Source organism: Prevotella sp. P5-108 (assembly GCF_002251385.1).
Lineage (GTDB): Bacteria > Bacteroidota > Bacteroidia > Bacteroidales > Bacteroidaceae > Prevotella.
On sequence record NZ_NPJJ01000018.1, the window covers coordinates 163,605 to 187,657 of the forward strand.

The following is a 24,053-nucleotide window of genomic DNA, read 5'->3' on the forward strand; positions in this document are numbered from 1 at the left end:
GTGTTACTTGTTCAGTTTCCAGGTCACACCGTCTTTGGTGTCTTTGATTTCAAAACCGTCGGCGGCAAGCTCGTCGCGTATCTTGTCGCTCGTGGCCCAGTCCTTATCGGCCTTGGCCTTGGCGCGCAGCTCGAGCACCATGTCGACCACCTTGCCATAGGCTTCCTCGCGGGCATCGTTGTTCATGCCCTTCTCGCTCTTCAGACCCAGCAGGTCGAAGGCGAAGAGCCGCATCGTAGACGAGAGCTCGGCGAGGTCGTCTGCAGAGATGGCAGCCTTGTGGTCGATGAGGGTATTGATGACGTGGCAAGCCTCGAAGAGATAGCTTATCACGAGGGGAGTCATGAAGTCGTCGTTCATGGCGTCGTAGCACTTCTGCCGCAGCGCAGCCACAAACTTGTGGGTCTCGGCGTCGCTCTCCTTGCCAGCCTGGATGCGCTCCATGTCGGTAATACCGTTGATGAGTCGCTCCAGACCCTTCTCCGAAGCCTTCAGAGCCTCGTTGGAGAAGTCTACAGTGCCACGATAGTGGGCAGAGAGGATAAAGAAGCGGATGGTCATCGGCGAGTAGGCCTGGTCGAGCGAAGCGTGGTCGCCGGTGAAGAACTGCTCGAGGGTGATGAAGTTGCCCAGCGACTTGCCCATCTTCTGGCCGTTGATGGTAATCATGTTGTTGTGCATCCAGTAGTGCACCATCTGGTCGCCCTGACTGGCCACAGCCTGGGCTATCTCACACTCGTGGTGGGGGAAGATGAGGTCCATGCCGCCACCGTGGATGTCGAAGTGGTCGCCCAGATACTTGCGGCCCATGGCGGTACACTCGCAGTGCCAGCCGGGGAATCCGTCGCTCCAGGGACTGGGCCAGCGCATGATGTGCTCGGGCTGGGCCTTCTTCCACAGGGCAAAGTCCACCTGGTTGTGCTTCTCGTCGGTGCCGGCGAGGTCGCGCGAGTGGTTGATGACATCCTCCAGATTGCGGCCCGAGAGGATGCCGTATTTATGGTCTTTGTTGTATTTTTCTACATCGAAGTATACAGAGCCGTTGCTCACGTAGGCATAGCCGTTGTCAAGAATCTGCTGCACCAGCTGCTCCTGCTCGATGATATGGCCCGTGGCGTGGGGTTCGATCGAGGGAGGAAGCACGTTGAGCATATCCATAGCCTGGTGGTAGCGGTTGGTATAGTGCTGGGCTATCTCCATAGGCTCGAGCTGCTCCAGTCGGGCCTTCTTCTCTATCTTGTCGTCGCCCTCATCGGCGTCGTGCTCCAGATGGCCCACGTCGGTGATGTTGCGCACATAGCGCACCTTGTAGCCCAGATGCTTCAGATATCTGAAGAGGATATCAAACGTGATGGCGGGGCGGGCGTGGCCCAGATGGGGGTCGCCATATACGGTGGGGCCGCACACATACATGCCCACGTTGGGGGCATGCAGAGGCTTGAAGGCCTCCTTCTTGCGCGTCAGCGTGTTATAAATCAATAATGTTTGTTCCATTTTAGCTAAAATATTGTTGACTGCAAAGTTACTGATAAATGCCGATAAATACGAATAAACTCCCCTTTAATTTAATAAGGTGTACCGCATAAGCGCAATTCCCCTACCCCACAGCCGCCCTCAAAGCCATCCCGCTGCGCACATCATCCCTCACGCCTGCCGTACCCACCACTCCGCTGCGCACCACATATCTCTCGCTGCGCATCCACATATCTCTCGTTGCTTACCGCCATCGTGCCCTCTGCCGTGCCCATCCGCTCTGCTTGCCATACTCTTCATTCAACTTACTGTGCCAATCATCCAGCTGCGCGCACCGACCCTGCCACTATCCATTCCATTCCCTCCACTATGCGCACTGACCGTACCTCCATCCATCCCATCCGTACCGCTGCTCGCACCGACCCTGTCTGTCGTTATGATATCAGTACCACTGCACATACCAACCATCCCCGTAGGTGTGCCCACCACTCCGCAGCGCACCCCATCCCTCACGCCTGCAGTGCCCACCACCCCGCTGCGCACCTCTTTAATCTTGTTTCCGCGCTTTATTTTCACTAATTCAGGGCATGATAATATCATAGCGAACACAGATATCCATATTTCGCGCCCCCATTTCCCCACCAAGCTGCTCTCCACCTCTCCCGAAACAAGGGAAAAAACGAAAAAAGTGGCGATAACGTGCGAAAAGGGTACTTTTTTGATGCCTTTTCGCACACTATCGCCACTTTTTAGACCATTTCAGTCGTTGTCAAACATATCGTTCATATCCAGTTTCACCGTCATTTGGTCGCTGTAAGCTCCTTGCGTCATGCCAAACGTGGTTATCATAGTGGGTATAATCGACTTGTGGGTTTCGGTCTCTGCACGGAAAGCGTCGCGGCGGTGCATGATTCGCAGATATTCGTCCTTGTCCAGGGTGTATAGTGCCTCACTGTATTTGACTTCACACAGATTAATCATGCTGTCGGCCCTGTCGATGATGATATCTATCTGTGCCGCATCTTTATTCTTCCTGCTGCGCCATGAGTAGTATTCGGTGGCAACGCTCGCGATGCCCAGTGCCCTCTTTATCTGTGGTATATGGGCTTTGCATATACGCTCATAGGCGAGCCCGTACCATGTATTCACTTCGGGCGTGCCCACATGCTGGCTCCAGTAGTGCTGGTTGGTGTGGCCTTTAGTCACAAAAGTATTGTAGAAGATGGTGTAGAAGTCTGTGAGCTGATAGAGGGCCGAGTTGGTGTTGACCTTCTTCTCTCTGACATTGTTTTTGGAAATGAAGTCACAGTACACCAGGTCGTTGAGCATATCCCCTAACCTTCCGTTGTTGCTTTGCTTCAGTTCTTTGGCCATCTGAGCGCGCGTCATGCCCTGCGGATGCTTGGCGAGGATATTGATGATTTCCACATAGGGTGTGCTGTTGCGAAACAACGAGGCAAAGAGGCGTCTGAATTCTTTGGCCAGTTCTGCATTCTCACCGAAGAAGAGTCTGTCGATGCCTATTGCCGGACTCTCGTTCTTCTCAAAGAGGCTCATATAGTAAGGTACACCGCCCACAGCCATGTAAGCCTGCAGGATACTTAGTCGCTGCCATGGGAATCCATTGGTATGGAAGTATTCTTCGGTTTCGGCGAGGGTAAAGGGATGCAAGGGCATTTCATGGGTAATCCGGTCGTGCAGGCCGCCATGATTGTCTATCACATTGCGCACCATCCACGACGTGGCGCTGCCACATATAATCAGCATAATCTCTGATTGCCAGTTGGCCCAACTGTTCCAGAAATGCCCGAGGGCATTTACAAAACCGGCTTTGGGCGTGTCGAGACACGGGAGTTCGTCGATAAATATCAGGCAGCGCCTTCCGGGCGTTATCTTCTCGGCAAGCAGCTGGCGCAGAGCCACAAAGGCATCCATCCAGTTGGTGTTCTTCCTTCCTTTATATCCATTCAACTTCATTGCAGCATGAAAAGCGGTCATCTGTTCGGCCTTGCTGCCTTCCAGCACGCCCGTCATGTCAAAGTCAAACTGTCCATTGAAGCGCTGACGGATAAGAAAAGTCTTTCCCACACGTCTTCTGCCATAGAGAGCCACAAACTCGGCTTTGCCCGAATGGTAGTATCTATCCAGCAGGTCAAGTTCCTTCTTTCTACCGATGATATTGACTGTTGCCATATTGCTCGTTTTAGGTTAAAACTATGTTTCTGACGGTGCTAAGTTACGTAAAAAAAACGGAAAAAGTGGCGATAGTGTGCGAAAATGGTACTTTTCAGCTGCCTTTTCGCACACTATCGCCACTTTTTTGCCATTTCCATCCTATTTTGGGCATATTCCCCACCCCCCTCCTTTAGCTTTGCGTTGAGCCGGGAAGCAGAGGGCTTGCGCCAGAGAAAGGTCGGGATAATTCGGGCTGACCATATCAACTCCGGGGGTGACAAAAGAGAAGAGGTGTATCTGCCTGATAGTTGCAGATACACCTCCAATATCGATGAGAGATGGCTCTTACTTCACAGTGACAAGATAGTAATTCTTCTTGCCGCGCTGTACGAGGAGGTACTTGCCGTCAATGACCTAATGAGGGAAAATCAATAATATTCAGCATCAAATCATAGCTGTCTCTCATACCATGATAATTAATGTAATTGCCACATATTTCTCCTAAAAAAGCCTCCAAAAATGTTATGTTTCTATCTAAAAGACAAGAAATCGTTGTTGGAAAGTTTTTTTCTCGACTTAATGCTTGCACAATTCATATTATCTTTCTATATTTGCAGTGCTAGAACCCGCCAAGCCTCTCAACGATGCTCAAATGTGCGGGTCGTTTTTTTTATTAACCATATGTCAAATACTATACCGTTCACCAAGGGCTATTCATCGCCACATGACCTCGTCTCGTTGCTGCAATCAAGAGGTCTTTCCATTTCCGACACATCGAAGGCGGAACATTACTTGGAGCATATCGGCTATTACCGTCTCTCTGCTTATATGTATCCATTGCTCAAGATGCCGAAAGAGCGTCATATATATAAACCCGATGCGACATTCAGCAAGGTAATGATGTTGTATCGATTTGATAAAAAGCTGCGTCTATTATTGTTTAATGATCTTGAGAAGATTGAAATTGCTGTGCGTAGTGCGATAGTCAACATCGGTAGTTCAATGACAGGTGCCCCCTTCTGGATAACAGATTCCGCTAACTTTGTCAGCTCCACAAAGTTTCAAAAGACAATAGATTTGATAGACCATGAGCTTCGCAAATCAAAAGAGGAATTCATTATCCATTTCAAGGAGACATATTCTGACCCATATCCACCAGCATGGATTGTTTCAGAAATACTTCCTTTCGGTATCATCACAAACATATACAGCAACATCAAGGATAAGAAGATAAAGAAAAGAATCTCTCAATCATTTGGGCTGCAAATAGCGCCATTTGAATCTTGGCTGACTATTGTGACACTGACAAGGAATGCATGTTGCCATCACTCGAGAGTTTGGAACAAGCACAATACTATCCGTCCAATGGTACCTAATAGGATGGTCTATCCTTGGATTACGCTTCAGACGGATTCGCTTCGCATCTACTATAATATATGTATCATTAAGTATTTCTTGGATGTCATATCTCCAAACAATGATATGCTTCAGAAGATGAAGACGTTATTTGCAGATTATCCAGAGGTAGATTTGAATGCACTTGGTTTCCCTCAAGGATGGGAAAATGAGCCACTCTGGAGATAACAATATTAGGATAAAGCCTGCTGTCTGTGATGTCTTCACCGTCAGTAGGCTTTACTTTTCATAGATTCGGCATTTACTCATCAAAAAAGCGTGGCTCGGAGACTCCGGACCACGCTTTGGGCTATCTATATTTATGTTCTTACTTCACAGTGACAAGATAGTAGTTTTTCTTGCCGCGCTGTACGAGGAGGTACTTGCCGTCGATGAGGTCGTCGGCGGTGATGACCTGGTCAAAGGCTGCGAGCTTCTCCTTGTTGAGCGATACGCCGCCGCCCTGTACGAGCTTGCGCATCTCGCCCTTGCTGGCGAAAATCTTGACATCGTCGCGGGTGAAGAGCTCTACGGCGGGCTGACCCAGCTGGTCCTTGGCGAGGGTGAAGTGGGGCACTCCGGCGAAGACATCGAGCAGTGTGGCCTCGTCGAGCTTCTGCAGGTTCTCCTTGGTGGCTTTGCCGAAGAGGATGTTGCTGGCCTCGATAGCCATCTGCAGGTCTTCCTCTGAGTGTACCATTACGGTAACCTCTTCTGCCAGACGACGCTGCAGCACGCGGCGGCCTGGGTCCTGACGGTGCTCGTCGATGAGCGCCTCGATGGTATCGCGCTCGAGCGAGGTGAATATCTTGATGTACTTCTCGGCTTCTTCGTCGCCCACGTTGAGCCAGAACTGGTAGAAGGCGTAAGGCGTGGTGCGGTTGCGGTCGAGCCAGATGTTGCCGCTCTCGGTCTTGCCAAACTTCTTGCCGTCGGCCTTGGTGATGAGCGGGCAGGTGAGGCAGTAGGCTTCGGCCTCTGAGCCGAGGGTGCGACGTATGAGCTCGGTGCCTGTGGTCATGTTGCCCCACTGGTCGTTACCGCCGAGCTGGAGCTGCACTCCGTGTCTCTGGTAGAGGTAGAGGAAGTCGTAGCCTTGGAGCAGCTGGTAGGTGAACTCGGTGAATGAGAGTCCGTCGCGAGCCTCTCCGTTGAGTCGCTTCTGCACGCTGTCCTTGGCCATCATATAGTTGACGGTGATGTGCTTGCCCACCTCGCGAGCGAAGTCGAGGAAGGTGAAGTCCTTCATCCAGTCGTAGTTGTTGACCATCTCTGCCTTGTTGGGCTCGTTGCCGTCGAAGTCGAGGAACTTGGATACCTGGTTCTTGATGGCTTCCTGGTTGTGGTAGAGGGTGTCGGCGTCGAGCAGATTGCGCTCCTGGCTCTTGCCCGATGGGTCTCCAATCATACCCGTGGCACCTCCCACGAGCAGGTAGGGCTTGTGGCCGCAGCGCTGCAGGTGTCGCAGCATCATGATGCCACAGAGGTGGCCTATATGGAGTGAGTCGGCGGTGGGGTCGGTGCCCAGGTATGCCGATACCATCTGCTTCTGCAGAAACTCTTCGGTACCTGGCATTATCTGCGCCAGCATACCGCGCCATTTCAGTTCTTCTACAAAGTTTTTCATTCTGTTTATGTTTTTGTTCGTTGTTTCTGTCTTGGTCTCTAAGGCACGGGGTCGTAGCCCGAACCGCCCCAGGGATGGCATCTCAGTATGCGACGCACGGCGAGCCAGAGTCCGCGTATGGGCCCGTGCTTGACGATGGCTTGTCGCGCATATTCAGAGCATGTGGGGGTAAATCGGCATGATGCCGGAGTGAATGGGGTGATACATTTCTGGTAGAAAAGTATGGGTAAAAGCAGGAGCCATGTCAGCACCTTTACCATCCAGCGGCCTATAGACTTGAGGGCGTTCATAGACATTCGCTGATACGGGTCAGGAGTCTGACCATACGGTTTTCTACCTCAGAGGAAGGAAATTTCTCGTCGGTGAGCCACACGAAGGCCATGGCTACGGCTTCGTGGTCGTCGGTGAGGTTCTGGGTAATCATCGACTTGTTGCGTCGGAAAGCCTCGCGCACCTGTCTCTTCACCCTGTTGCGGTCTACGGCATGCTTGAAGTAGCGCTTGGGAACGCTCACGAGCATCGCGGCACGGGGCTGGTCGTCGACGATGGTGCGCTTCATAAACACAACTCTCAGCGGAAACGCCGTCATCGAACGTCCGTTTCCTGTAAAGAGCTCGTTTATCAGCTTCTTGCTGCATATACGCTCTTCCTTGGATAGCGTGAATCTTTCAGCAGCCGACATGGGTGTGGTTGTGCTTATTTGCTGTTGCTGAGATATGCCTTGAGGGCGCTGGTCATTGACGGATGTTCCTTGCTGGGGGCTGCCAGATCGAGGCGCAGACCCTCATCGGTGATGGTCTTGGCGGTGGCAGGACCGAAGGCGGCTATCTTGATGTCGCCCTGCTCGAAGTCGGGGAAATTGCTCTTGAGCGCCTTGACGCCGGTAGGACTGAAGAACACCAGCATGTCAAAGTCAAACTTCTTCTTCTCCTCCTCGCTGAAGTCGTTGCTCACGGTGCGATACATCACACACTCCTGGTGGTGCAGCTTCTTCTCGTTGAGCATCTTCTCGACGTCGTCGTTGTGTACGTCGCTCATCGGCACGAGATACTTTTCGGTCTTGTGCTTTACCATGAGAGGGATGAGGTCCTTGATTTTACCAGTATTGGTGAAGAATACCTTGCGCTTGCGATACTGCACATATTTCTGTATGTACAGGGCTATAGTCTCGAGCACGCAGAAGTACTTCATGTCCTCGGGGATGGTGATGCGCATCTCCTTGGCCAGCTTGAAATAGTTGTCTATGGCATGGCGCGAGGTGAAGACCACAGCTGTATAATCGAGGAGGTTTATTTTCTGCTGACGAAACTCTTTTGCGGTTAATCCCTCAACCTTGAAGAATGGGCGAAAGACACACTCTACTCCATAGTCTTTCTCTATGTCGTAATAAGGGGATTTTTCACTGGATGGTTTTGGCTGTGAGATTAAAATTTTCTTCATTATTTTGTCCTAAAAATTTATTTTCAAATACCCGTTGATTATCGTCAGTCCTCCCCAAAGCATCAGTAGAGGTACTATTTCAAGGGCACAAAAGTACAAAATTATTTGGAAACTAAGGGAATTCTTACTGAAAAAAATGATAAACTGCTTGCAAAGAGTCAGTATTTTGGCAGATGCGATGGTCAAGCCTACATAAAAGAGCGTGAAATAGACGGGCATTTCAAAGAAAGTCTGCAGCATGACTACAGGGAATAACACCACGCCTTCGGTGGCTGCCACGAAGAGGTTGGACTTCTGAATCTGTAAATTTTCTTTACTGCCGAAGAACGTCCAGTTGACCACCCACGACAGGGCGGTTTTGACCAGAAAATAGGCCATGATTACTGCCACATAAATGGCTATCACCTGATAGGTTTCTATCATGAATGTTTCGCCTATTCGGGTGCGGGTGTAGAAGAAGAAGCTCAGTGCCAGCATCAGGCAGGTCTGTATCATCAGCGCCACCTGGAATCTTATCTCGCTGGAGGTCTCGGGGATGACGGTGGTGTTGTCGCTGTGATTGGTGTAGAAGAATTTCTTTACCTGGCGCATAAAGAAACCCTTGCTCTGGGTGAAGGCTACCATGATGAGTACGAACCCACCCAGGAGGATGCTCACGAAGAAGTCGTCGTTGGCGATGGTGTAGGGCACAGGCGTGCCTGCCACTCCCAGTCGGCCTCCCCGCAGCTCGGGATGAAAAAGGGAATCCTTCGCGAAGAAGGATTCCTTATAATATTGTGGCAGACTGAACTTCTTGTAGCTCTTCCCCGCAGGCCAGCCAGGCAGATGGAGCGTATCGGGACACTGGCTCCATGTGATTTTGCATGGCTTGATGTTGGCCCTGATGGCAGAATCCATCTGGGCGGGCGTAGCCGTGCGCGGCAGCCAGCTCAGCACCTCGGCGGGGGTGAGCTCGTGATGGGCCGCGGGCTGCTGTGTGGCAGCCGCGTCCATCGTGTGGGTCAGCGTGTCAGTCTGCTGTTGCATCATTTCAGGTCGAACGCTTTACGGATGTTGTCCACGCTGTCGAGCTTTTCCCATGTGAAGAGCTCCACATCGATGGTACGTGTCTCGTGATAGTGGCTGGTGAAGGTCTTGGTCACCACCTCGTTCTTGCGACCCATGTGTCCGTAGGCTGCAGTCTCCAGATACATGGGCTGGCGCAGCTTTAACTTGCGCTCGATGGCCTTGGGGCGCAGGTCAAACATCTCCTTGATTTTGGCGGCTATCTCTCCGTCGCTCATAGCCACGTGGCTGCGTCCGTAGGTGTTTACATATACGCTCACGGGCTCTGCCACGCCGATGGCGTAAGCCAGCTGCACGAGCATCTCATCGGCCACTCCGGCAGCCACCATGTTCTTGGCGATGTAGCGGGCGGCATAGGCAGCCGAGCGGTCTACCTTGCTCGAGTCTTTGCCAGAGAATGCGCCACCGCCGTGGCCGCCCTTGCCACCATAGGTGTCGACGATAATCTTGCGGCCGGTAAGACCGGTGTCGCCGTGGGGACCGCCGATGACAAACTTGCCGGTGGGGTTGACGTAGTACTTGATGTCGTCGCCGAAGAGCGCCAGCACCTTCTCGCTGTGTATCTGGGCCTTGACGCGGGGCATGAGTATATGGAGTACATCTTCCTTGATGCGGGCCAGCATGCGGTCGTCGTCATCGTCGAACTCGTCGTGCTGGGTGCTCACCACGATGGTGTCGATGCGCTGGGGCACGTTGTCGTCGCTGTATTCCACGGTGACCTGACTCTTGGAGTCGGGGCGCAGATAGGTCATCTCCTTGCCTTCCTTGCGTATGTCGGCGAGAGTGGTCATGATGAGGTGGGCCAGGTCGAGCGAAACGGGCATGTAGTTTTCGGTCTCGTTGCAAGCGTAGCCGAACATCATGCCCTGGTCGCCGGCACCCTGGTTGTCTTCCTCCTCACGGCTCACGCCGCGGTTGATGTCGGCGCTCTGCTCGTGGATGGCGCTCAGTATGCCGCATGAGTTGCCGTCAAACTGGTATTCGGCTTTGGTGTAGCCGATATTCTTGATGGTCTTGCGGGCGATGGCCTGCAGGTCGATGTAAGCCTCAGAGGTCACCTCGCCCATGATGACCACCTGTCCGGTGGTCACAAAGGTCTCGATGGCGCAGTGTGCCTTGTCGTCGTAAGCCAGGAACTGGTCGAGCAAAGCGTCTGATATCTGGTCGGAAACCTTGTCGGGATGTCCTTCGGATACCGACTCAGATGAAAATAGATATGACATGTCTTTTTTCTTTGTATTTAGTTTATTCCTTAAAGTCGGCAGGGAGCATAACCACCTCGATGCGGTTGCCCTGCTTTACAAATTCCTTCATGAAGTTGCAGATGTCCTCGGGCTTGATGCTCTTGAGCACATCGGCATAGCGTGTGTGCCATTCCACACCATACTTGTTGTAGGTGTTGATGGTGTTCATCCAGTAGCCATTGGTCTTGACGGCGAGTTCAAACTGCTTGCCCATCTGCTCCTTGACCTTGTTCAGCTTCTCGGCGTCGCAGGTCTTGGTCAGAGCCTCTACCTCGCCCAGCAGGATGGTGCGGGCGGTGTCGGCCTTGGCGGGCTTCACGGGGCACTGAGCCATAATCTGTGCCAGGGTATAGCCGTCTTCTTCGTGGCTCTGTCCGCCGTAGGCACCTACAGAGTAGGCAGCGCTGGCTTCCTCGCGTATCTTCTCCAGATAAATCATGGAGAGCACCTGACCTACCACCTGGCTGTTGATGCTGTTTTCGAGTGTCCAGGGCATCTGGTCGTTGTACCACATGGTGACGTTCATGGCCTTGGGAGTCTCCATCTTGCGTGTGAAGTTGTTGACTACCTCGCCCTTGACCAGCTGGCCCAGACGGTGCCCCTTCTTGGCTTTCTTCTTAGAGGGCAGCGAGCCGAGATACTGGCACACCAGCTGGCGCAGAGCCGCCTCGTCGAAGTTGCCCACGAAGGTGAAGGTGAAGTTGCCTGTGTTGGCGGTCATCTCTTTGGCTATCTGCAGGATGCGGTCATAGTTCACGTGCTGCAGGTCGCTCTCCTTGACGGCGCGATGGCGTGGGTTGTGGCCATAGAGTGTGGCGGTGAGCGAGTCAGAGTATGCCGACATGGGGTCCGAGGCGCGGTTCTTGAGCGTCAGAGCCATGGTGGTCATCAGGTTCTGGTATGCGTCCTGGTCCTTGTTGATGTGGGTGAGATAGAGGTATGTGAGCTGTAGCATGGTCTCCACGTCCTGAGGTGTGGAGCTGCCGGTCACGTTGACCGAGGTCTGTCCCAGACTCAGGTCAGCATTGGCTATCTTGCCTGCCAGAGCCTTGTCGAGCTCGGTACTGCTGAAGTTGCCCAGTCCGCTTACGCCGATGACCTCGTCGAAGAGCTGCAGATTGGCCCAGTCTTCCATGCCGTAGAGCGAGCTGCCGCCTGCACATTCGCCGGTCATGCGTACCTCGTCCTTCTTGTAGTCGGTCTTCTTCAGCACCACCTTGATGCCGTTGCTCAGAGTGAGCTCCTTGAAGCCCAGAGTCTTGTTTTCGGTCTCTTTCTTTATCTTTCCTGCCTTGGGGAGCTTCTGGATGAGAGGCTCGTTCTTCACGTTGTCCACGTAGGCAGTCACTTCAGCCTTGCGGGCAGCCTCGACGGCGGCGAGCAGAGACTCCTGGGTGGGATAGGCAGCGCCTTCCTTCTCCACGTTGAAGTTCATGATGACCATATTGCTGTCGTTCATGGTGATATACTCCTTGAACATGGCGTTGATCATGTCTACGTTGAGTGTGGGCAGCACCTGCTTCATCACCGCATAGCTGAAGTCGATAGAGGGCAGACAGTCGTTGTTGAGGTAGTTGCCCAGTATCTGGTTGAAGAGTTGGGTGTTGGTGCGCTTGTCGCGGTTGGTATACTGCTTTTCGAGCATGCTCAGCGCGTCTTTGCGTGCGCGGTCAAACTCGGAGGCTGTAAATCCGAACTCTGCCACGCGTCGTGCCTCTACGAGAGCGGCTGTCAGAGCGGCTTCTGTCTGTCCCTCCTTGGGAATGATGCCAATGGTGAAGGCGTCCTTGGTCTTGGCAAAGATGTAGTTGCCATCGTTGCCCGAAGCGGCCACGTAGGGGCAGTCGGCCTTCTGCACCGCCTCGTTGTAGCGAGTTGCCAGCATAGCCTCTCCCAGTGCCTGGGCCTCGCGGCTTATCATGTACATGAGTGTAGAGCGCAGACTGTCGGGGGTGGCGTCGTGCTTGAACATCACCTGGACCACGTTGCTGTTCTGTTCCTTGTCCTTGTCTATCACTACGATTGGTTTCGCGTTGTCGGGCACGGGCTCCTCTGTCACCTTACCGGCTTCGGGGCTGGCCTGGATGCCGCTGAAGAGCTTCTTGATGAGCGCTTCGGTGTGGGCCACATCCACGTCGCCCACCACGATGATGCCCTGGTTCTCGGGGTTGTACCACTTCTCATAGTAGTCGCGCAGCTCCTGATACTTGAAATTGTCTATCACGCTCATCAGACCGATGGGCATGCGCTGGCCATACTTGCTGCCAGGATAGAGGGCAGGCAGGGCGCGCTCAAACATGCGCTGCGAAGCGCTCGAGCGCAGTCGCCACTCCTCGTGTATCACTCCGCGCTCCTTGTCTATCTCCTTGGGAGCCAGAGTCAGGGCGTTGGCCCAGTCGTAGAGTATCAGCATGCACGAGTCGAGTGCAGACTGGCGCGCGGTGGGCACGTTGTCGATGTTGTACACCGTCTGGTCAATGCTGGTATAGGCGTTGAGGTCGGCTCCAAATCTTACACCCAGAGTCTCCAGATAGCGTATCAGGCCGTTGTCGGGGAAGTGCTCGGTGCCGTTGAAGCACATGTGCTCGAGGAAGTGGGCCAGACCGCGCTGGCTCTCATTTTCCTGCAGCGAGCCTACCTTCTGGGCGATGTAGAAGTTGGCACGATGTTCGGGCCATCCGTTGTGGCGGATGTAGTAAGTCAGACCGTTATCCAGCTTACCCATGCGTACTGCGGTATCCATAGGTACCGTCATGTTCATTTGGGCTTGCGCCATCACTACTGTCAAGAGTAGCAGCGCCAGCGTAAGAGACTTTTTCATCATAGTCGTGTTATTGTTATAATTACGTGTTATCTATATAAATAATGTGCAAAGTTACGTATTATTTCCGACACGAGGCTTATCCCGAGGTTAAAATCTCTTGTAAAAGAGATAAATTAGCCCTTCCCGCCACCACTTCAGCCACTCTCGGGGCGCAGCTCGCCCGGCGCCCTACCCTCTCCACGACCGCTGCGATGACTTCCGGCGGTCGTGGAGAGCCGTGAGCATCAGCGGGATGTACCTCGGCTGGCTCGTGCCTTCCGATACGTGGTCACGTGCCTTATGATACGCGGTCACGTAACTTACGATACGAGTCCTCGTGACTATTGATACGAGCCAGCAAGGGCGGTCACGGTGTGGCTGTAGCTGTCTTCCTGTGCGCTTGGGTTAGACTGTGGGCTGACGAGGATGGTCGGGGGATGGCGTATAAAAAAACATAAGTTTTTCCTTTGCATTGTCTTCGACTTGCACTACCTCTACGGCTGTCGCCGTGAAGGTAGGCGGCGGTTCGGAAATAAAAATAAAAGATTTTATTTTGTATTTCTCTCACCTTGCACTACCTTTGCAGCATGAAAGAAATGATGTGTGTATGTGTGGGAAGCTGCTTCGGCGGCTGTCTGCGTTATCTAGTGGGCCGATGGATGGAACTCTGGGTGCCGGCAGCGTCGTTTCCCTATGCCACATTGGCGGTCAATGTGGTGGGGTGCTTCCTGATAGGCGTGCTGGCGGCGATGGCCAATGTCGGCGGAATATCGCCTATGGCCAAGCTCCTGCTGGTGACGGGGTTCTGTGGAGCCTTCACCACCTTCTCTACATTCATGAACGACAACCTGCTGATGGCCCGCGACGGACAGATGCTGGCGGCGCTGCTCTACACCGTGCTGAGCATGGTGTTGGGCATGGCGGCGGTGGTGGCTGGCTATCAGGTGGTAAAATAATGAACTATAACGCGCCCCAGGGCGACAACAATCGATACTGATGAACCAAATCTGCTGTATAGGACATATCACTCACGACCGTATTATCACTCCCCAGCGCACCATGGAGATGGCGGGAGGTACGGCACTTTACTTCTCGTGGGCGCTCCACGCCATAGACCCTACATTCGACTTCAGTCTGGTCACCAAGGTGGGCAACGAGTCGATGGACGAGGTACAGAGGCTCCGCGAGGCTGGTGTCGATGTGACCCGATACGGCTGCCCCCACTCCGTGTTCTTCGAGAATGTCTACGGCTCCAACCTCGACGACCGCCGGCAGCGCGTGCTCGCCAAGGCAGAGCCATTCACCATCGACGAGCTGATGCACACCTCTGCCCGTGTCTATCATCTCGGCACGCTGCTTCCCGATGATTTCTCGCTCGACACCATTGCCTGGCTCCGCCAACGTGGCATCGTGTCTATCGACGTCCAGGGCTATCTGCGCCAGGTGGTGGGCGAGGACGTGGTGCCCATAGACTGGGACCAGAGCCGCTCGCTGCTTTCTCAGGTCGATGTGGTGAAGCTCAACGAGATGGAGATGCAGGTGGTGACGGGCATGACAGATGCCCACGAGGCGGCCCGCTACATCGCATCGATGGGCGTAAGCGAGGTGGTGCTCACCTTTGGCAGCATGGGCTCTATGATTTATGCCGGCGGCAGCTTCTACGATGTTCCGGCTTACGCTCCACGAGAGGTGGTCGATGTCACGGGCTGTGGCGACACCTACTCGGCGGGTTATCTCTATGGTCGCTCTATGGGCATGGATTATGGCGAGGCGGGCCGGTTGGCTGCCGCCATGTGCACACTCAAGATAGAGCGTGCCGGAGTCTTCACGGGCAGTCGTGAAGATGTAGACAGAATATTGCAGGGTTAGCCGCGCAACAGCCGTCCGATGATGCGGCTCACCTCATCGGCGGTGATTTTTCGGATATGCTTGTTCTCTATTTTCATCAGTTCGTCGCCCAGTTGTGCGGCGAGCTCCAGGTCGTGTGTGCTCATGAGTATGGTCTTGCCCTCGTCGTGGGCGAGTCGGGCAAGAGTCTTCATTACGGCCACCTTGCTGGGATAATCGAGAAAGGCGGTAGGCTCGTCGAGCACGATGACGGGCGTGTGCTGTGCCAGGGCTTTGGCTATCATCACCTTCTGGCGCTCGCCGTCGCTCAGTCTGCCCATGCGTCGGGTGGCGAGCGGGGCTATGCCTACCGTCTGCATTGCCTCGCTGATGAGGCGGCGGTCGTCATCGCTCAGCCTGCCCCAGAACCCCGTGTAGGGGGCTCGGCCCATGCCCACCATCTCTGCGGCGGTGAGCGAGGGGGTGAGCGGACGGTCGGTGAGCACCACGCTCACGTGGCGTGCCACCTCGGCGGCGCTCATGGTGGTGATGTCGCTTCCGGAGATGGTCACCGTGCCCGCTATGGGTGGCTGAAATCCGCACAGCGTGCGCAGTAGGGTCGACTTGCCTGCACCATTGGGACCGAGCAGACATACCAGACGGCCACAGGGCAGCGAGAGGCTGATGTCCTCGACTACTCTGTGGCCGCGATATCCTACGGTGAGACGGTTGGTCGTGATGGCTGTCATGGCGGGGGTCATTTCCGGTGGCGTATGTCGCGCTCGGCGTTTTTCGACTCTATCACCTTGGCGATGGTGATAAACCGATAATAGGCGTCGAGCGACGCATTGATGAATCCGGGCACGCCTTTGCATATCTGTCCTTTGAAGAAATAAGCCTTGACGAAGCGAAATAGGGGGTCAAAGACCAGCTTGAAGGCGCCATAGTGCTTGCCGCGCTTCTTCTCGACCTCGTTGTCGGTATACTCATTGGTCTTGTAGACTCGTGTGCGTATCGAGTCGTCGGCCAGATGTATCAACGCCAGTTCGCGGCGACGCCTCGGGATATACTCTATGCGGCCCTGGACGGTGGGGAATGTGTGTACATAAGGCGGCCAGACGGTTCCCTCGCGGATGAAGAAGCGCAACTGGTAGTCGGGATAGGCAAAGAGGCGGTGCATGAAGTATCCCTTTCGCGGTATATACAGTCCTTGCGGGCAGTCGGGTTGGCTGATGCGCTGGTAGAGATAGTCGCGCAACTCGGCGGTGATAATCTCGTCGGCATCGACGACCAGCACCCAAGGACATAGAGCTGACTGTATGGCAAAGGTTCGGGCTGGTTCGGCACTCTTATGGTCAGCTTTAGGGAATGTAACCACGCGTGCTCCCAGTCGCTCGGCTATGGCCACGGTGTCGTCGGTGCTCTCCATGTCGCACACCAGCACCTCGTCAAATCCCTCTGCGGCTCGGATGACCTCTTCGAGCATGGCGGCGGCGTTGTAGGTGTTGATGACCACCGAAATCTTGTGTTCGTTATTCTCCATGACGTGCTGTGTTATTTTCGGGTGATACGGCGCCACAGTTTCTGCAGTTTCTCCTTGACCGAGGGATGCCAGCTGTGGGCGCAGTAGTGTATGCAGTAAGATGCGGGGGTGACCTCGTGGCGGTTGCCGGCGAATATCTCTGAGCGGTAGATCATGATGTTGTCGCTGAGCTGCTGGTCGCGGTCGGCATAGATAAATCCGTATTTCTCGGCGACACGGGCATAGATCTGCGGCGATACCACGTCGGTGGCGAGGGTACCGTCGGGCTTGATGAATGGCTTGTCCTTATACCAGTCGAGCACATCCTTGATGAAGGGAGAGCCTGGCTCGGCGCCCATCACGGCTGCCTGTATCTGGATACCCGACACAAATCCCTCCTTGATGCGTTTGCCCTCGCTGTCTATCATCGCCATCGCTCCATCGCGCTCTATCTGGATGGGGTGATACTCCAATGACGACATGAAAGAGTGGTTGAGCAGGTCGTCGAAGGGCTTCAGAACCAGCACATCGGAGTCAAGATAGATGCCACCCTCATGGTAGAGGGCGTACATGCGTATGTAGTCGGCGGCGAAGGCCCACTTGCGCTGGCGGATGGCCTCGCGCACATAGTCGGGAGCACCCTCGACATCAAAGTTCTGGGCGTTCCACAGCTTTATCTCGTAATCGGGCATCACCCGACGCCATGTCTTCATGCACCGTTTAATCTTGGCTGGGTACGGGTCGCCGCTCATCCAGCAGAAATGTATCTTCTTAGGTATCATAGTAATACAGTATGTGTCTATATATAAACTTGGTAATTACAAAGTTAAGCCAAATAATCAATTCCCACAAGCATTTTGATGCTTATTTTCATGAGAGTTGTCTTTATTCTCATTCCAGATTTCTTCAGCCAGGTATTTGTCACTGCGGCAGTGCAAATCGGCAACTCCATCTTCAAGGAGCGTCAGCATATCAGAGTCATAAAACATATCCATCGCCTCCTTCAGCGTGATGTCGTGCATCTCGCTTATCTCCTTGATGATTCGCGCATACTTGGCCTCAAGTATAGCATGAAAGGAATCGTCGTGTACGTTCATAATCGGATACTGCTTTTATAAGTAAGACATCTGTCAATAACGCTTGATGCATGATATACTTCCATTAGCCAATTACTCCTTTTTCTTTCATATAGTCAACCAGGTCTTCGACAAGGTAATCTTTGCCGAAGGTATGGAGGACGTCGTAACTTGGAATGATGTAATCGCTCAATATGCCAGAAGACTTCAGTCGATGATAGACTTCTTTGGGGCATAGGTTCAGCTTGCGCGAAAGGTTACCTATGCAGTAAGTGATAAAGTCTACGGTGTCGATATTCATACTCTTGCTGTTTATTTCCAGTTCCAAAGTTAAGCCATTATTTTCTATTAGCCAAGCAATTTCCATGATTATTTCGCTGCTTATGTTGTATTTATTGTGTAACTTTGTTCCTATATTTATTAATAATGTATATACGAATAAAGTATTTAGTCTTGGCGGCGCTGGTGATGATGGCCTGCGAGAGGCCAGCCAACCCGGCAGCCGACAGTGAATTCACCGACGAGCTGCGGCTTGCCACCACACCTGTCAAGAACCAGGGGGCGAGCAGCGTGTGCTGGATGTATGCCATGCTCTCGACCATTGAGACCGACCGGCTCAGCCAGGGCGACTCCGTCAATCTCTCTGTGGCGTTCCCGTTGCGCCGCTATATAGAGGAAGGGGCTGCCGAGGCCATGCTCGGTGGCAGGCGCCACGCCATCACGATGCGCGGCACAGCCTGTATGGCTCTGAGTCTGCTCGACACCTATGGTGCCGCGCCCTATGACAGCTATCCCGCCGAGGGAGTGAACTATGACGCCTTGGCACGTGGTGTCAACGCGATGGCACGCCGTTCACAGTCTCTCAGCCACTTGCGCCGGCAGGTGGGCGATATGCTCGACAGCCGTATGGGCGCTCTCCCCCAGCGTGTCTATATGCTCCATGCCCAATACAGTTTCGGCGAGTTTGCCCGAAGCGTATATGCACAAGACTACCAGGCTCTCACCAGCTTCACCCATCATCCCTTCGGACGCAGGGTGGTGCTCGAGCTGCCCGACAACCACCGCCGCGACAGCTTCCTCAATGTGCCTCTCGACACGCTGATGCACGCCATAGACCGGGCGCTCGACCAGGGCTACGCCGTGTGCTGGGAGGGCGACATCTCTGAGCCCGGTTTCTCCTTCAGCCGTGGTGTTGCCACCCTACCCCACTCTCCACGCTACGACCAGCAGTTGCGACAGCGCTGGTTTGAGCGCCGACAGACCACCGACGACCACTGCATGTGCATCATAGGCCGTGCCCACGACCGCCAGGGCCATCCCTACTACATCGCCAAGAACTCCTGGGGCACGGACAATCCGTTCGGAGGCATGATGTACATCTCCCGCGACTATATCAGAATGAAAACCATAGCAATAGTAATCAACAATGAAACTTGTCATATTCGACTTTGACGGCACCTTAGCCGACACCGAGACACTCATCACCCAGACGATGATGAAGACCATCGAGGCCATGCACCTCGAGCCCCGCAGCCGCGAGGAGATAAGGGCTATGATAGGGCTGCCGCTCAAGGAGACCTTCACGCGGCTTATTCCTATGACCGACGCCACCGGAGATGCCTGCGCCCAACTCTACCAGGAGATATTCGCACGCGATAACCAGCCCGGAGTGGTCCAGCTCTTCCCCCACGTGAGGGAGACGCTGCAGAAGCTCTATGACGCCGGACTCACGCTGACCATCGCCACCTCGCGCCAACGCTTCTCGCTCATGGTCTTCCTCAGAGATATGCAGATAGAGCATCTCTTCAGCCACATTGTCACCGTCAACGATGTGGAGCATGCCAAGCCCGCACCCGACATGGTCGTCCAGACTATGGAGCGCATGGGAGCGACGCCCGACGAGACCATGATGGTGGGCGACGCCGTCTACGACATACAGATGGGAGTCAACGCCGGAGTACACACCACCGCCGTGACCTACGGCAACGGTTCGCGCGAGGAGATGGAGGCGTGCGGTGCGCAGCATGTCATCGACGACTTCGCCGACCTGTATCAAGTAATCGTATAAATGTAGCAAGATATGAGAAAACTCTTAGTTATCATCGCGCTGCTGTCGCTGACAGTGTGCGCAGAGGCGCAGAACGCGCGTCAGGAAATCAAGAAGAACCCCCGCGTATCGGCCAGTGGCTATCTGGCTTACCCCGGGCCGCAACACCGGCTTACCCCCGCGCCCAAGGGATACAAGCCTTTCTATCTGAGTCATTATGGACGCCACGGCTCGCGTTACCTTATCGGTACTGCCGACTACGACCGTGCCTATCTTACCCTCATGCGCGCCGACAGTCTGGGTCAGCTCACCGCCAAGGGACGTGAGGTGCTTGGCAAGGTGGCACAGATACGTCAGGAAGCCATGCACCGCGACGGCGAGCTCACCCAGCGCGGAGCCGAGCAGCACCGACAGATAGCCCGAAGGATGTGGGAGAGGTTTCCCGAGGTATTTGAGGGCAAGACCAATGTAGACGCCAAGAGCACCGTGGTGATACGCTGCATCCTGTCGATGGAGAACGCGCTGCAGGAGCTGGTGAGCATCAATCCCCAGCTCAACATCACCCACGACGCCAGCCAGCACGACATGTACTACATGAACCAGGACGACAAGGTGCTCTACAAGCAGAAGATGGCGGGTGGCACCAAGGAGCTGCTCGACAGCTTCAAGCGCCGCCACCGTGACGACAGCCACATGCTGGGTCTCATCTTCCGCGACCCCAACTGGCTCGGCAAGGCTAAAGCTGACAAACTGGCCGACCGACTCTTCAAGCTGGCAAGCAATGTACAGAGTACCGAGCTGCGCCACCAACTCTCGCTCTACGACATCTTCACCGACGAGGAACTCTACCAGCACTGGCTCTGCAACAATGCCTTCTGGTATCTCACCTATGGCCCCAGCACCGTCAATGGCGGCAACCAGCCCTTCTCTCAGCGCAATCTGCTCCACAAGATTATATCCCAGGCCGACAGCTGCATAGCTCTGCCCCACCCCGGTGCCACGCTGCGCTACGGCCACGATACGATGGTGATGCCGCTGGTATGTCTGCTCGACCTCAATGGCTACGGACGCCCCGTGAGCGACATCGAGCAGCTGCCCGCAGTGGGATGGTGCGACTACCGCATATTCCCCATGGCATGCAATGTGCAGTTGATATTCTACCGACGCTCTGTAGATGACAAGGACGTGCTGGTCAAGATACTGCTCAATGAAGACGAGGCGCGCCTGCCTATCTCTACCGACTGCGCACCTTATTACCACTGGAGCGATGTGCGCCGCTACTATCTCGACAAGCTCGCTTCCTACAAGCCGCAGCCACTCCAGAAGTAACCCCCGCCCCCACCCCGATAATGCCAATCGCCGCCATGTCTCTGCTGACATGGCGGCGATTGCTGTCTATGGCCCCGGCCTACTGCGCCGTGGGCTTGGCGGTCCACGCCGTGGGACTTACGCCCGTCACCGTGCGGAACACCTTGGCAAAGTGTGAGTAGTCGGTGAAGCCGCATGCCAGCGCCACGCTCTTGAGCGGCATCTCGGGCTTGGCGGCCATGATGGTCTTGGCGCAGTTGATGCGCGTGATGCGTATGAGTGCCGCCGGCGACTGGTTGATGAGCCCCGTCACCTTGCGGTGCAGCTGTCGGGCGGTGATGTTGAGGTCGTCGGCCACCATGGTCACGGTGATGTCTTCGCCCTTGTTGATATGGGCCACTATGACCTGCTCCACGCGGGCGAGGAAGTGGTCTTCGATGGCGTCGTCGCTCACGGGAGCCTGGGTGATGGTCTGCGCATACTTGTCTCTGAGCATGATGCGCTGTTCGAGCAGCTTGGCCACGCGGGTGAGCAGCTCTTCGGTGTTGAAGGGCTTGACCAGATAGGCGTCGGCACCTGCCTTGATACCCTCGATGCGGTCTTGCTCGGTCACGCGGGCAGTCACCATGATGATGGGTATGTGGGCGGTGAGGTCGTTGGCGCGTATGGCGCGCGCGAGGGCCATGCCGTCCATGTTGGGCATCATCACGTCGGTGATTACGAGGTCGGGAATTATCTCTCCGGCGCGCTTGAGTGCCTCGACGCCGTCGCGCGCAGCCACCACTTCATAGAAGGGTTCGAGCTGGCTGCAGAGCAGGTCGGCCACATCGGCATTGTCTTCGGCCACCACGATGATGGGCTTGCCCGAGTTGCCTATCTCGGTCTCGGTCACCGGGTCGGCAGAGCGGTTCTGTATCGGCATGACGATGTGGAATGTGGTGCCCTTGCCCACCTGGCTCTCGGCGGTGATGGTACCGTTGAGATGGGATATTATCTCTTGTGTTAGTGCCAGTCCTATGCCCGTTCCCTTGGCTTCGCCCATGTCGCCGGTGGTGTAGAACGGCTCGAAGATATGGGCGAGCTTGTCGCTGCTGATGCCATGACCCGTGTCGCTCACGTCGATGTGCAGCCGGTCGCCGCGCTGATAGAGATTGACGCTGATAGTGCCCCCGTTGGGTGTGAATTTCAGTGCATTCGACACCAGGTTGCTCATCACCTTGTTCACGTAATCGGGCACAAAGTCCATCTCGATGGCCTTGTCGTAATGATACTTGAGCGTCACGCCGCGGTTGGCGGCATAGTCTATATAGGTCTCGAGCAGCATGGCGACCTGGGCGCAGATGTTGCCGTGCTGCCAGTTGGGCTCGCCGATTACCGACTTGACCTTGCTGATGTCCAGCAGTTGGGTGACGAGCGTGAGCAGGCGGTTGCCCTGCCGCTCTATGGTCGACGCCTTGTCGCTGACCGACTGTGGCACCTCCGTGTTTTCCCTGATTTTGCGGCTCAGTCCGAGTATCACCGTCAGAGGCGTTCGGAACTCATGGGTAATGTTGGTAAAGAAGTCTTCGCGCAGCCTGCTGGCTTCTCTCATCATCTCCATGCTGCGGTGGCGCATGCGTTGCACGTAGAGCAGTGCGCTGATGACCGCCAGGAGCAGTATCACCGTGAGCCCGAAGAGCCATGCGCTCTGCTGGCGTATGCGCTTCTCGGTCTGCAGCTCGTTCTGCGCCATGTCTACCATCTTCTGCTGTCGCGTGCGCTCGATGTTGATGCCGATATTGTGTATGCGGTCCAGCTTCTCGTTGTCCAGGATGCTGTCCTGATAGGCGGTGGCGATGAGATGGTGGTCGAGCGCCTCGCGGTAGCGGCCCTGGCGCTGCATGAGCAGGAAGTAGAGATGGTGTACCTCGACGATATGCTCCCACGAGTTGATTTGGCGAGCCGTGGCGTCGGCCCTGTCGAGCAGCGCCAGTGCCTTGGCGTCCTCGTGGGTGTGATAATAGACCGAAGCCAGTGCCAGACGCGGCTCGAGAGCGTGCCAGAGGTCTTTCAGGTCGGTCATCATGCGGTCTGACTGTTCGTATTCGCGCAGCGCGAGGTCGTACTGCTGGCGTCTCTCATAGATATTGCCGAAGTAGAGGTGGCAGAGAGCCATGCCCAGCAGATTGCTGTCCTTCTTGTTGTAGAACATGGACTGGCGGTAGTAGTCGAGCGCCTTCTCGTCATCGCCGCGGGCACTGTAGATGGAGCCCAGATTGGCATAGTTGATGGCCTGGCCCGTGGCGCTGCCCAGCTGGTGCTCGCCCTCGAGCGCCTGGCGGAACACGCTGTCGGCGTCGTCGTAGCTGTAGATAGAGAGGTAGATGTTGCCCAGTCCGTTGAGCGCCTTCACGCGGTTCTTGCGCATCTGGTAGGTAGTGTCGGACGACTCGTCGCAGAGGCTGAGCGCCTGGTAGTGGTAGCTCTGCGCCACGTCGAGCATGCCCATGCGGCGGTAGTCGGTGGCAATGTTGTTGAGCGCCTGTATCCACTCGCTGCTGTCGCCCACAGCGCGGGCCATGTCGAGTCCGCGTATGTGGAGTCTGAGAGCCTCGTCGTAGCGGCTGGCGTCGCGCTCCTTCTTGCCCTGCTGGCGCAGCGTGGCAAGGCTGTCGCGTATACTTTGGGTCTCGCTCTCGCTCGGGCTGCCGTGTTGGCAGCAAGTCAGGATAAAGGCGAGTGCCGTGGCCCATAGCAGTCTGGTCAGAGTGTGTAGCATATAGGTCATGGAGTTATCAGATGACAGTATTCTCTTCCTTGCTGCAATATTCGGAAAAAATCGTGAAATGACCAAGCATTTCGTTAGATTTTTCGCAAATTGACACCGAAAAGGTGCAGATTTATTATAAATGTCCGATTCATACCACTTATTGTCCGAAATATACCAGTGGTTTGGTTAATATTTGTCGACCTTTGCAGCAGAGTAATGACAGTGGTCATAGAGGTAATTGATAATCTCTTTCCTTATGTGGTTTCAACATCCGTAAATTTTTGCAGGCAATCGTGAGATAA

Annotated in this window: 22 protein-coding genes; 7 read left to right on the top strand and 15 right to left on the bottom strand. The window is 54.7% G+C overall.

Annotation, left to right across the window (positions count from 1 at the left end; genetic code table 11):
* Positions 1–3 precede the first annotated feature (3 nt).
* Positions 4–1,494 (bottom strand): cysteine--tRNA ligase, encoded by a 1,491-nt coding sequence (cysS, locus tag CIK95_RS02945; protein WP_094466204.1) that lies wholly within the window; start codon positions 1,492–1,494, stop codon positions 4–6.
* Positions 1,495–2,232: 738 nt separating this feature from the next.
* On the bottom strand, positions 2,233–3,666 hold the full coding sequence (locus CIK95_RS02955; RefSeq protein WP_094466206.1) for an ATP-binding protein: 1,434 nt from the start codon (positions 3,664–3,666) through the stop codon (positions 2,233–2,235).
* Positions 3,667–4,329: 663 nt separating this feature from the next.
* Here CIK95_RS02955 and CIK95_RS02965 point away from each other — a divergent pair.
* The gene (locus CIK95_RS02965) at positions 4,330–5,232 is read left to right on the top strand and encodes an Abi family protein (protein WP_094389282.1); all 903 of its coding nucleotides are present in this window, start codon (positions 4,330–4,332) and stop codon (positions 5,230–5,232) included.
* A 139-nt stretch (positions 5,233–5,371) separates the two neighbouring features.
* On the opposite strand, the gene tyrS is transcribed toward CIK95_RS02965, so the two are convergent.
* From tyrS to CIK95_RS03000, 7 genes are read right to left on the bottom strand one after another with little or no spacing between them, the layout of a single operon-like run.
* Positions 5,372–6,670 (bottom strand): tyrosine--tRNA ligase, encoded by a 1,299-nt coding sequence (gene tyrS, locus CIK95_RS02970; protein WP_094466207.1) that lies wholly within the window; start codon positions 6,668–6,670, stop codon positions 5,372–5,374.
* 38 nt (positions 6,671–6,708) lie between these two features.
* Positions 6,709–6,960, bottom strand: a complete 252-nt coding sequence (gene yidD / locus CIK95_RS02975; protein ID WP_022310932.1) for a membrane protein insertion efficiency factor YidD — start codon at positions 6,958–6,960, stop codon at positions 6,709–6,711.
* A complete protein-coding gene (locus CIK95_RS02980) occupies positions 6,957–7,352 on the bottom strand; it encodes a ribonuclease P protein component (protein WP_094466208.1) in 396 nt (131 codons plus the stop codon). Before CIK95_RS02980 ends, yidD begins: the two co-directional genes overlap by 4 nt.
* Before the next feature lie 14 nt (positions 7,353–7,366).
* Positions 7,367–8,113 carry a uroporphyrinogen-III synthase gene (locus CIK95_RS02985; protein WP_094387551.1) on the bottom strand — a complete coding sequence of 249 codons (747 nt, stop codon included), beginning with the start codon at positions 8,111–8,113 and terminating at the stop codon, positions 7,367–7,369.
* Positions 8,114–8,119: 6 nt separating this feature from the next.
* Positions 8,120–9,139 (bottom strand): DUF4271 domain-containing protein, encoded by a 1,020-nt coding sequence (locus tag CIK95_RS02990; RefSeq protein ID WP_254046402.1) that lies wholly within the window; start codon positions 9,137–9,139, stop codon positions 8,120–8,122.
* Positions 9,136–10,398 (bottom strand): methionine adenosyltransferase, encoded by a 1,263-nt coding sequence (gene metK / locus CIK95_RS02995; RefSeq protein WP_094466209.1) that lies wholly within the window; start codon positions 10,396–10,398, stop codon positions 9,136–9,138. Before metK ends, CIK95_RS02990 begins: the two co-directional genes overlap by 4 nt.
* 22 nt (positions 10,399–10,420) lie before the next feature.
* Positions 10,421–13,243, bottom strand: a complete 2,823-nt coding sequence (locus tag CIK95_RS03000; RefSeq protein WP_094466210.1) for a pitrilysin family protein — start codon at positions 13,241–13,243, stop codon at positions 10,421–10,423.
* A gap of 41 nt (positions 13,244–13,284) precedes the next feature.
* Between CIK95_RS03000 and CIK95_RS12715 the strand changes: the two genes are divergently transcribed.
* From CIK95_RS12715 to CIK95_RS03010, 3 genes are all read left to right on the top strand, one after another.
* Entirely contained in the window at positions 13,285–13,464 is a 180-nt protein-coding gene (locus CIK95_RS12715) for a hypothetical protein (RefSeq protein ID WP_144007699.1), read from the top strand.
* A 354-nt stretch (positions 13,465–13,818) separates the two neighbouring features.
* Positions 13,819–14,178 (top strand): fluoride efflux transporter CrcB, encoded by a 360-nt coding sequence (gene crcB / locus CIK95_RS03005; RefSeq protein WP_254046091.1) that lies wholly within the window; start codon positions 13,819–13,821, stop codon positions 14,176–14,178.
* A 40-nt stretch (positions 14,179–14,218) separates the two neighbouring features.
* Positions 14,219–15,091, top strand: coding sequence for a PfkB family carbohydrate kinase (locus CIK95_RS03010; protein WP_094387554.1), 873 nt, complete (start codon positions 14,219–14,221; stop codon positions 15,089–15,091).
* Here CIK95_RS03010 and CIK95_RS03015 read toward each other — a convergent pair.
* From CIK95_RS03015 to CIK95_RS03035, 5 genes are all read right to left on the bottom strand, one after another.
* Complete coding sequence (locus tag CIK95_RS03015; protein ID WP_094466211.1) at positions 15,088–15,798, bottom strand: ABC transporter ATP-binding protein; 711 nt, start codon at positions 15,796–15,798, stop codon at positions 15,088–15,090. The two genes, CIK95_RS03010 and CIK95_RS03015, sit on opposite strands and share 4 nt — an antisense overlap.
* Before the next feature lie 8 nt (positions 15,799–15,806).
* Positions 15,807–16,592: a glycosyltransferase family 2 protein gene (locus CIK95_RS03020; RefSeq protein WP_094466212.1), complete on the bottom strand. Its 786-nt coding sequence runs from the start codon at positions 16,590–16,592 to the stop codon at positions 15,807–15,809.
* A gap of 11 nt (positions 16,593–16,603) precedes the next feature.
* Complete coding sequence (locus tag CIK95_RS03025) at positions 16,604–17,353, bottom strand: glycosyltransferase family 32 protein (protein ID WP_022310942.1); 750 nt, start codon at positions 17,351–17,353, stop codon at positions 16,604–16,606.
* A gap of 57 nt (positions 17,354–17,410) precedes the next feature.
* On the bottom strand, positions 17,411–17,668 hold the full coding sequence (locus CIK95_RS03030) for a DUF3791 domain-containing protein (protein ID WP_022310943.1): 258 nt from the start codon (positions 17,666–17,668) through the stop codon (positions 17,411–17,413).
* 64 nt (positions 17,669–17,732) lie between these two features.
* Complete coding sequence (locus CIK95_RS03035; protein WP_254046403.1) at positions 17,733–17,975, bottom strand: DUF3791 domain-containing protein; 243 nt, start codon at positions 17,973–17,975, stop codon at positions 17,733–17,735.
* 98 nt (positions 17,976–18,073) lie between these two features.
* On the opposite strand from CIK95_RS03035, the gene CIK95_RS03040 reads away from it, so the two are divergent.
* From CIK95_RS03040 to CIK95_RS03050, 3 genes are read left to right on the top strand one after another with little or no spacing between them, the layout of a single operon-like run.
* The gene (locus tag CIK95_RS03040) at positions 18,074–19,099 is read left to right on the top strand and encodes a C1 family peptidase (protein ID WP_254046404.1); all 1,026 of its coding nucleotides are present in this window, start codon (positions 18,074–18,076) and stop codon (positions 19,097–19,099) included.
* A complete protein-coding gene (locus tag CIK95_RS03045; protein WP_022310947.1) occupies positions 19,074–19,715 on the top strand; it encodes an HAD family hydrolase in 642 nt (213 codons plus the stop codon). The genes CIK95_RS03040 and CIK95_RS03045 overlap by 26 nt, the downstream gene beginning before the upstream one ends.
* 12 nt (positions 19,716–19,727) lie before the next feature.
* Positions 19,728–21,023 carry a histidine-type phosphatase gene (locus tag CIK95_RS03050; protein WP_094466213.1) on the top strand — a complete coding sequence of 432 codons (1,296 nt, stop codon included), beginning with the start codon at positions 19,728–19,730 and terminating at the stop codon, positions 21,021–21,023.
* Positions 21,024–21,102: 79 nt separating this feature from the next.
* Here the strand turns inward: CIK95_RS03050 and CIK95_RS03055 are convergent, their stop codons facing one another.
* A complete protein-coding gene (locus CIK95_RS03055; RefSeq protein ID WP_158215068.1) occupies positions 21,103–23,760 on the bottom strand; it encodes an ATP-binding protein in 2,658 nt (885 codons plus the stop codon).
* Between the last annotated feature and the right edge of the window lie 293 nt (positions 23,761–24,053).

Coding starts and splice junctions, on each gene's coding strand:
- cysS (WP_094466204.1), bottom strand. CDS start 1,494: ATGGAACAAACATTATTGATTTATAACACGCTGACGCGCAAGAAGGAG.
- CIK95_RS02955 (WP_094466206.1), bottom strand. CDS start 3,666: ATGGCAACAGTCAATATCATCGGTAGAAAGAAGGAACTTGACCTGCTG.
- CIK95_RS02965 (WP_094389282.1), top strand. CDS start 4,330: ATGTCAAATACTATACCGTTCACCAAGGGCTATTCATCGCCACATGAC.
- tyrS (WP_094466207.1), bottom strand. CDS start 6,670: ATGAAAAACTTTGTAGAAGAACTGAAATGGCGCGGTATGCTGGCGCAG.
- yidD (WP_022310932.1), bottom strand. CDS start 6,960: ATGAACGCCCTCAAGTCTATAGGCCGCTGGATGGTAAAGGTGCTGACA.
- CIK95_RS02980 (WP_094466208.1), bottom strand. CDS start 7,352: ATGTCGGCTGCTGAAAGATTCACGCTATCCAAGGAAGAGCGTATATGC.
- CIK95_RS02990 (WP_254046402.1), bottom strand. CDS start 9,139: ATGATGCAACAGCAGACTGACACGCTGACCCACACGATGGACGCGGCT.
- metK (WP_094466209.1), bottom strand. CDS start 10,398: ATGTCATATCTATTTTCATCTGAGTCGGTATCCGAAGGACATCCCGAC.
- CIK95_RS03000 (WP_094466210.1), bottom strand. CDS start 13,243: ATGATGAAAAAGTCTCTTACGCTGGCGCTGCTACTCTTGACAGTAGTG.
- CIK95_RS12715 (WP_144007699.1), top strand. CDS start 13,285: ATGTGCAAAGTTACGTATTATTTCCGACACGAGGCTTATCCCGAGGTT.
- crcB (WP_254046091.1), top strand. CDS start 13,819: ATGATGTGTGTATGTGTGGGAAGCTGCTTCGGCGGCTGTCTGCGTTAT.
- CIK95_RS03010 (WP_094387554.1), top strand. CDS start 14,219: ATGAACCAAATCTGCTGTATAGGACATATCACTCACGACCGTATTATC.
- CIK95_RS03015 (WP_094466211.1), bottom strand. CDS start 15,798: ATGACAGCCATCACGACCAACCGTCTCACCGTAGGATATCGCGGCCAC.
- CIK95_RS03020 (WP_094466212.1), bottom strand. CDS start 16,592: ATGGAGAATAACGAACACAAGATTTCGGTGGTCATCAACACCTACAAC.
- CIK95_RS03025 (WP_022310942.1), bottom strand. CDS start 17,353: ATGATACCTAAGAAGATACATTTCTGCTGGATGAGCGGCGACCCGTAC.
- CIK95_RS03030 (WP_022310943.1), bottom strand. CDS start 17,668: ATGAACGTACACGACGATTCCTTTCATGCTATACTTGAGGCCAAGTAT.
- CIK95_RS03040 (WP_254046404.1), top strand. CDS start 18,074: ATGTATATACGAATAAAGTATTTAGTCTTGGCGGCGCTGGTGATGATG.
- CIK95_RS03045 (WP_022310947.1), top strand. CDS start 19,074: ATGAAACTTGTCATATTCGACTTTGACGGCACCTTAGCCGACACCGAG.
- CIK95_RS03050 (WP_094466213.1), top strand. CDS start 19,728: ATGAGAAAACTCTTAGTTATCATCGCGCTGCTGTCGCTGACAGTGTGC.
- CIK95_RS03055 (WP_158215068.1), bottom strand. CDS start 23,760: ATGCTACACACTCTGACCAGACTGCTATGGGCCACGGCACTCGCCTTT.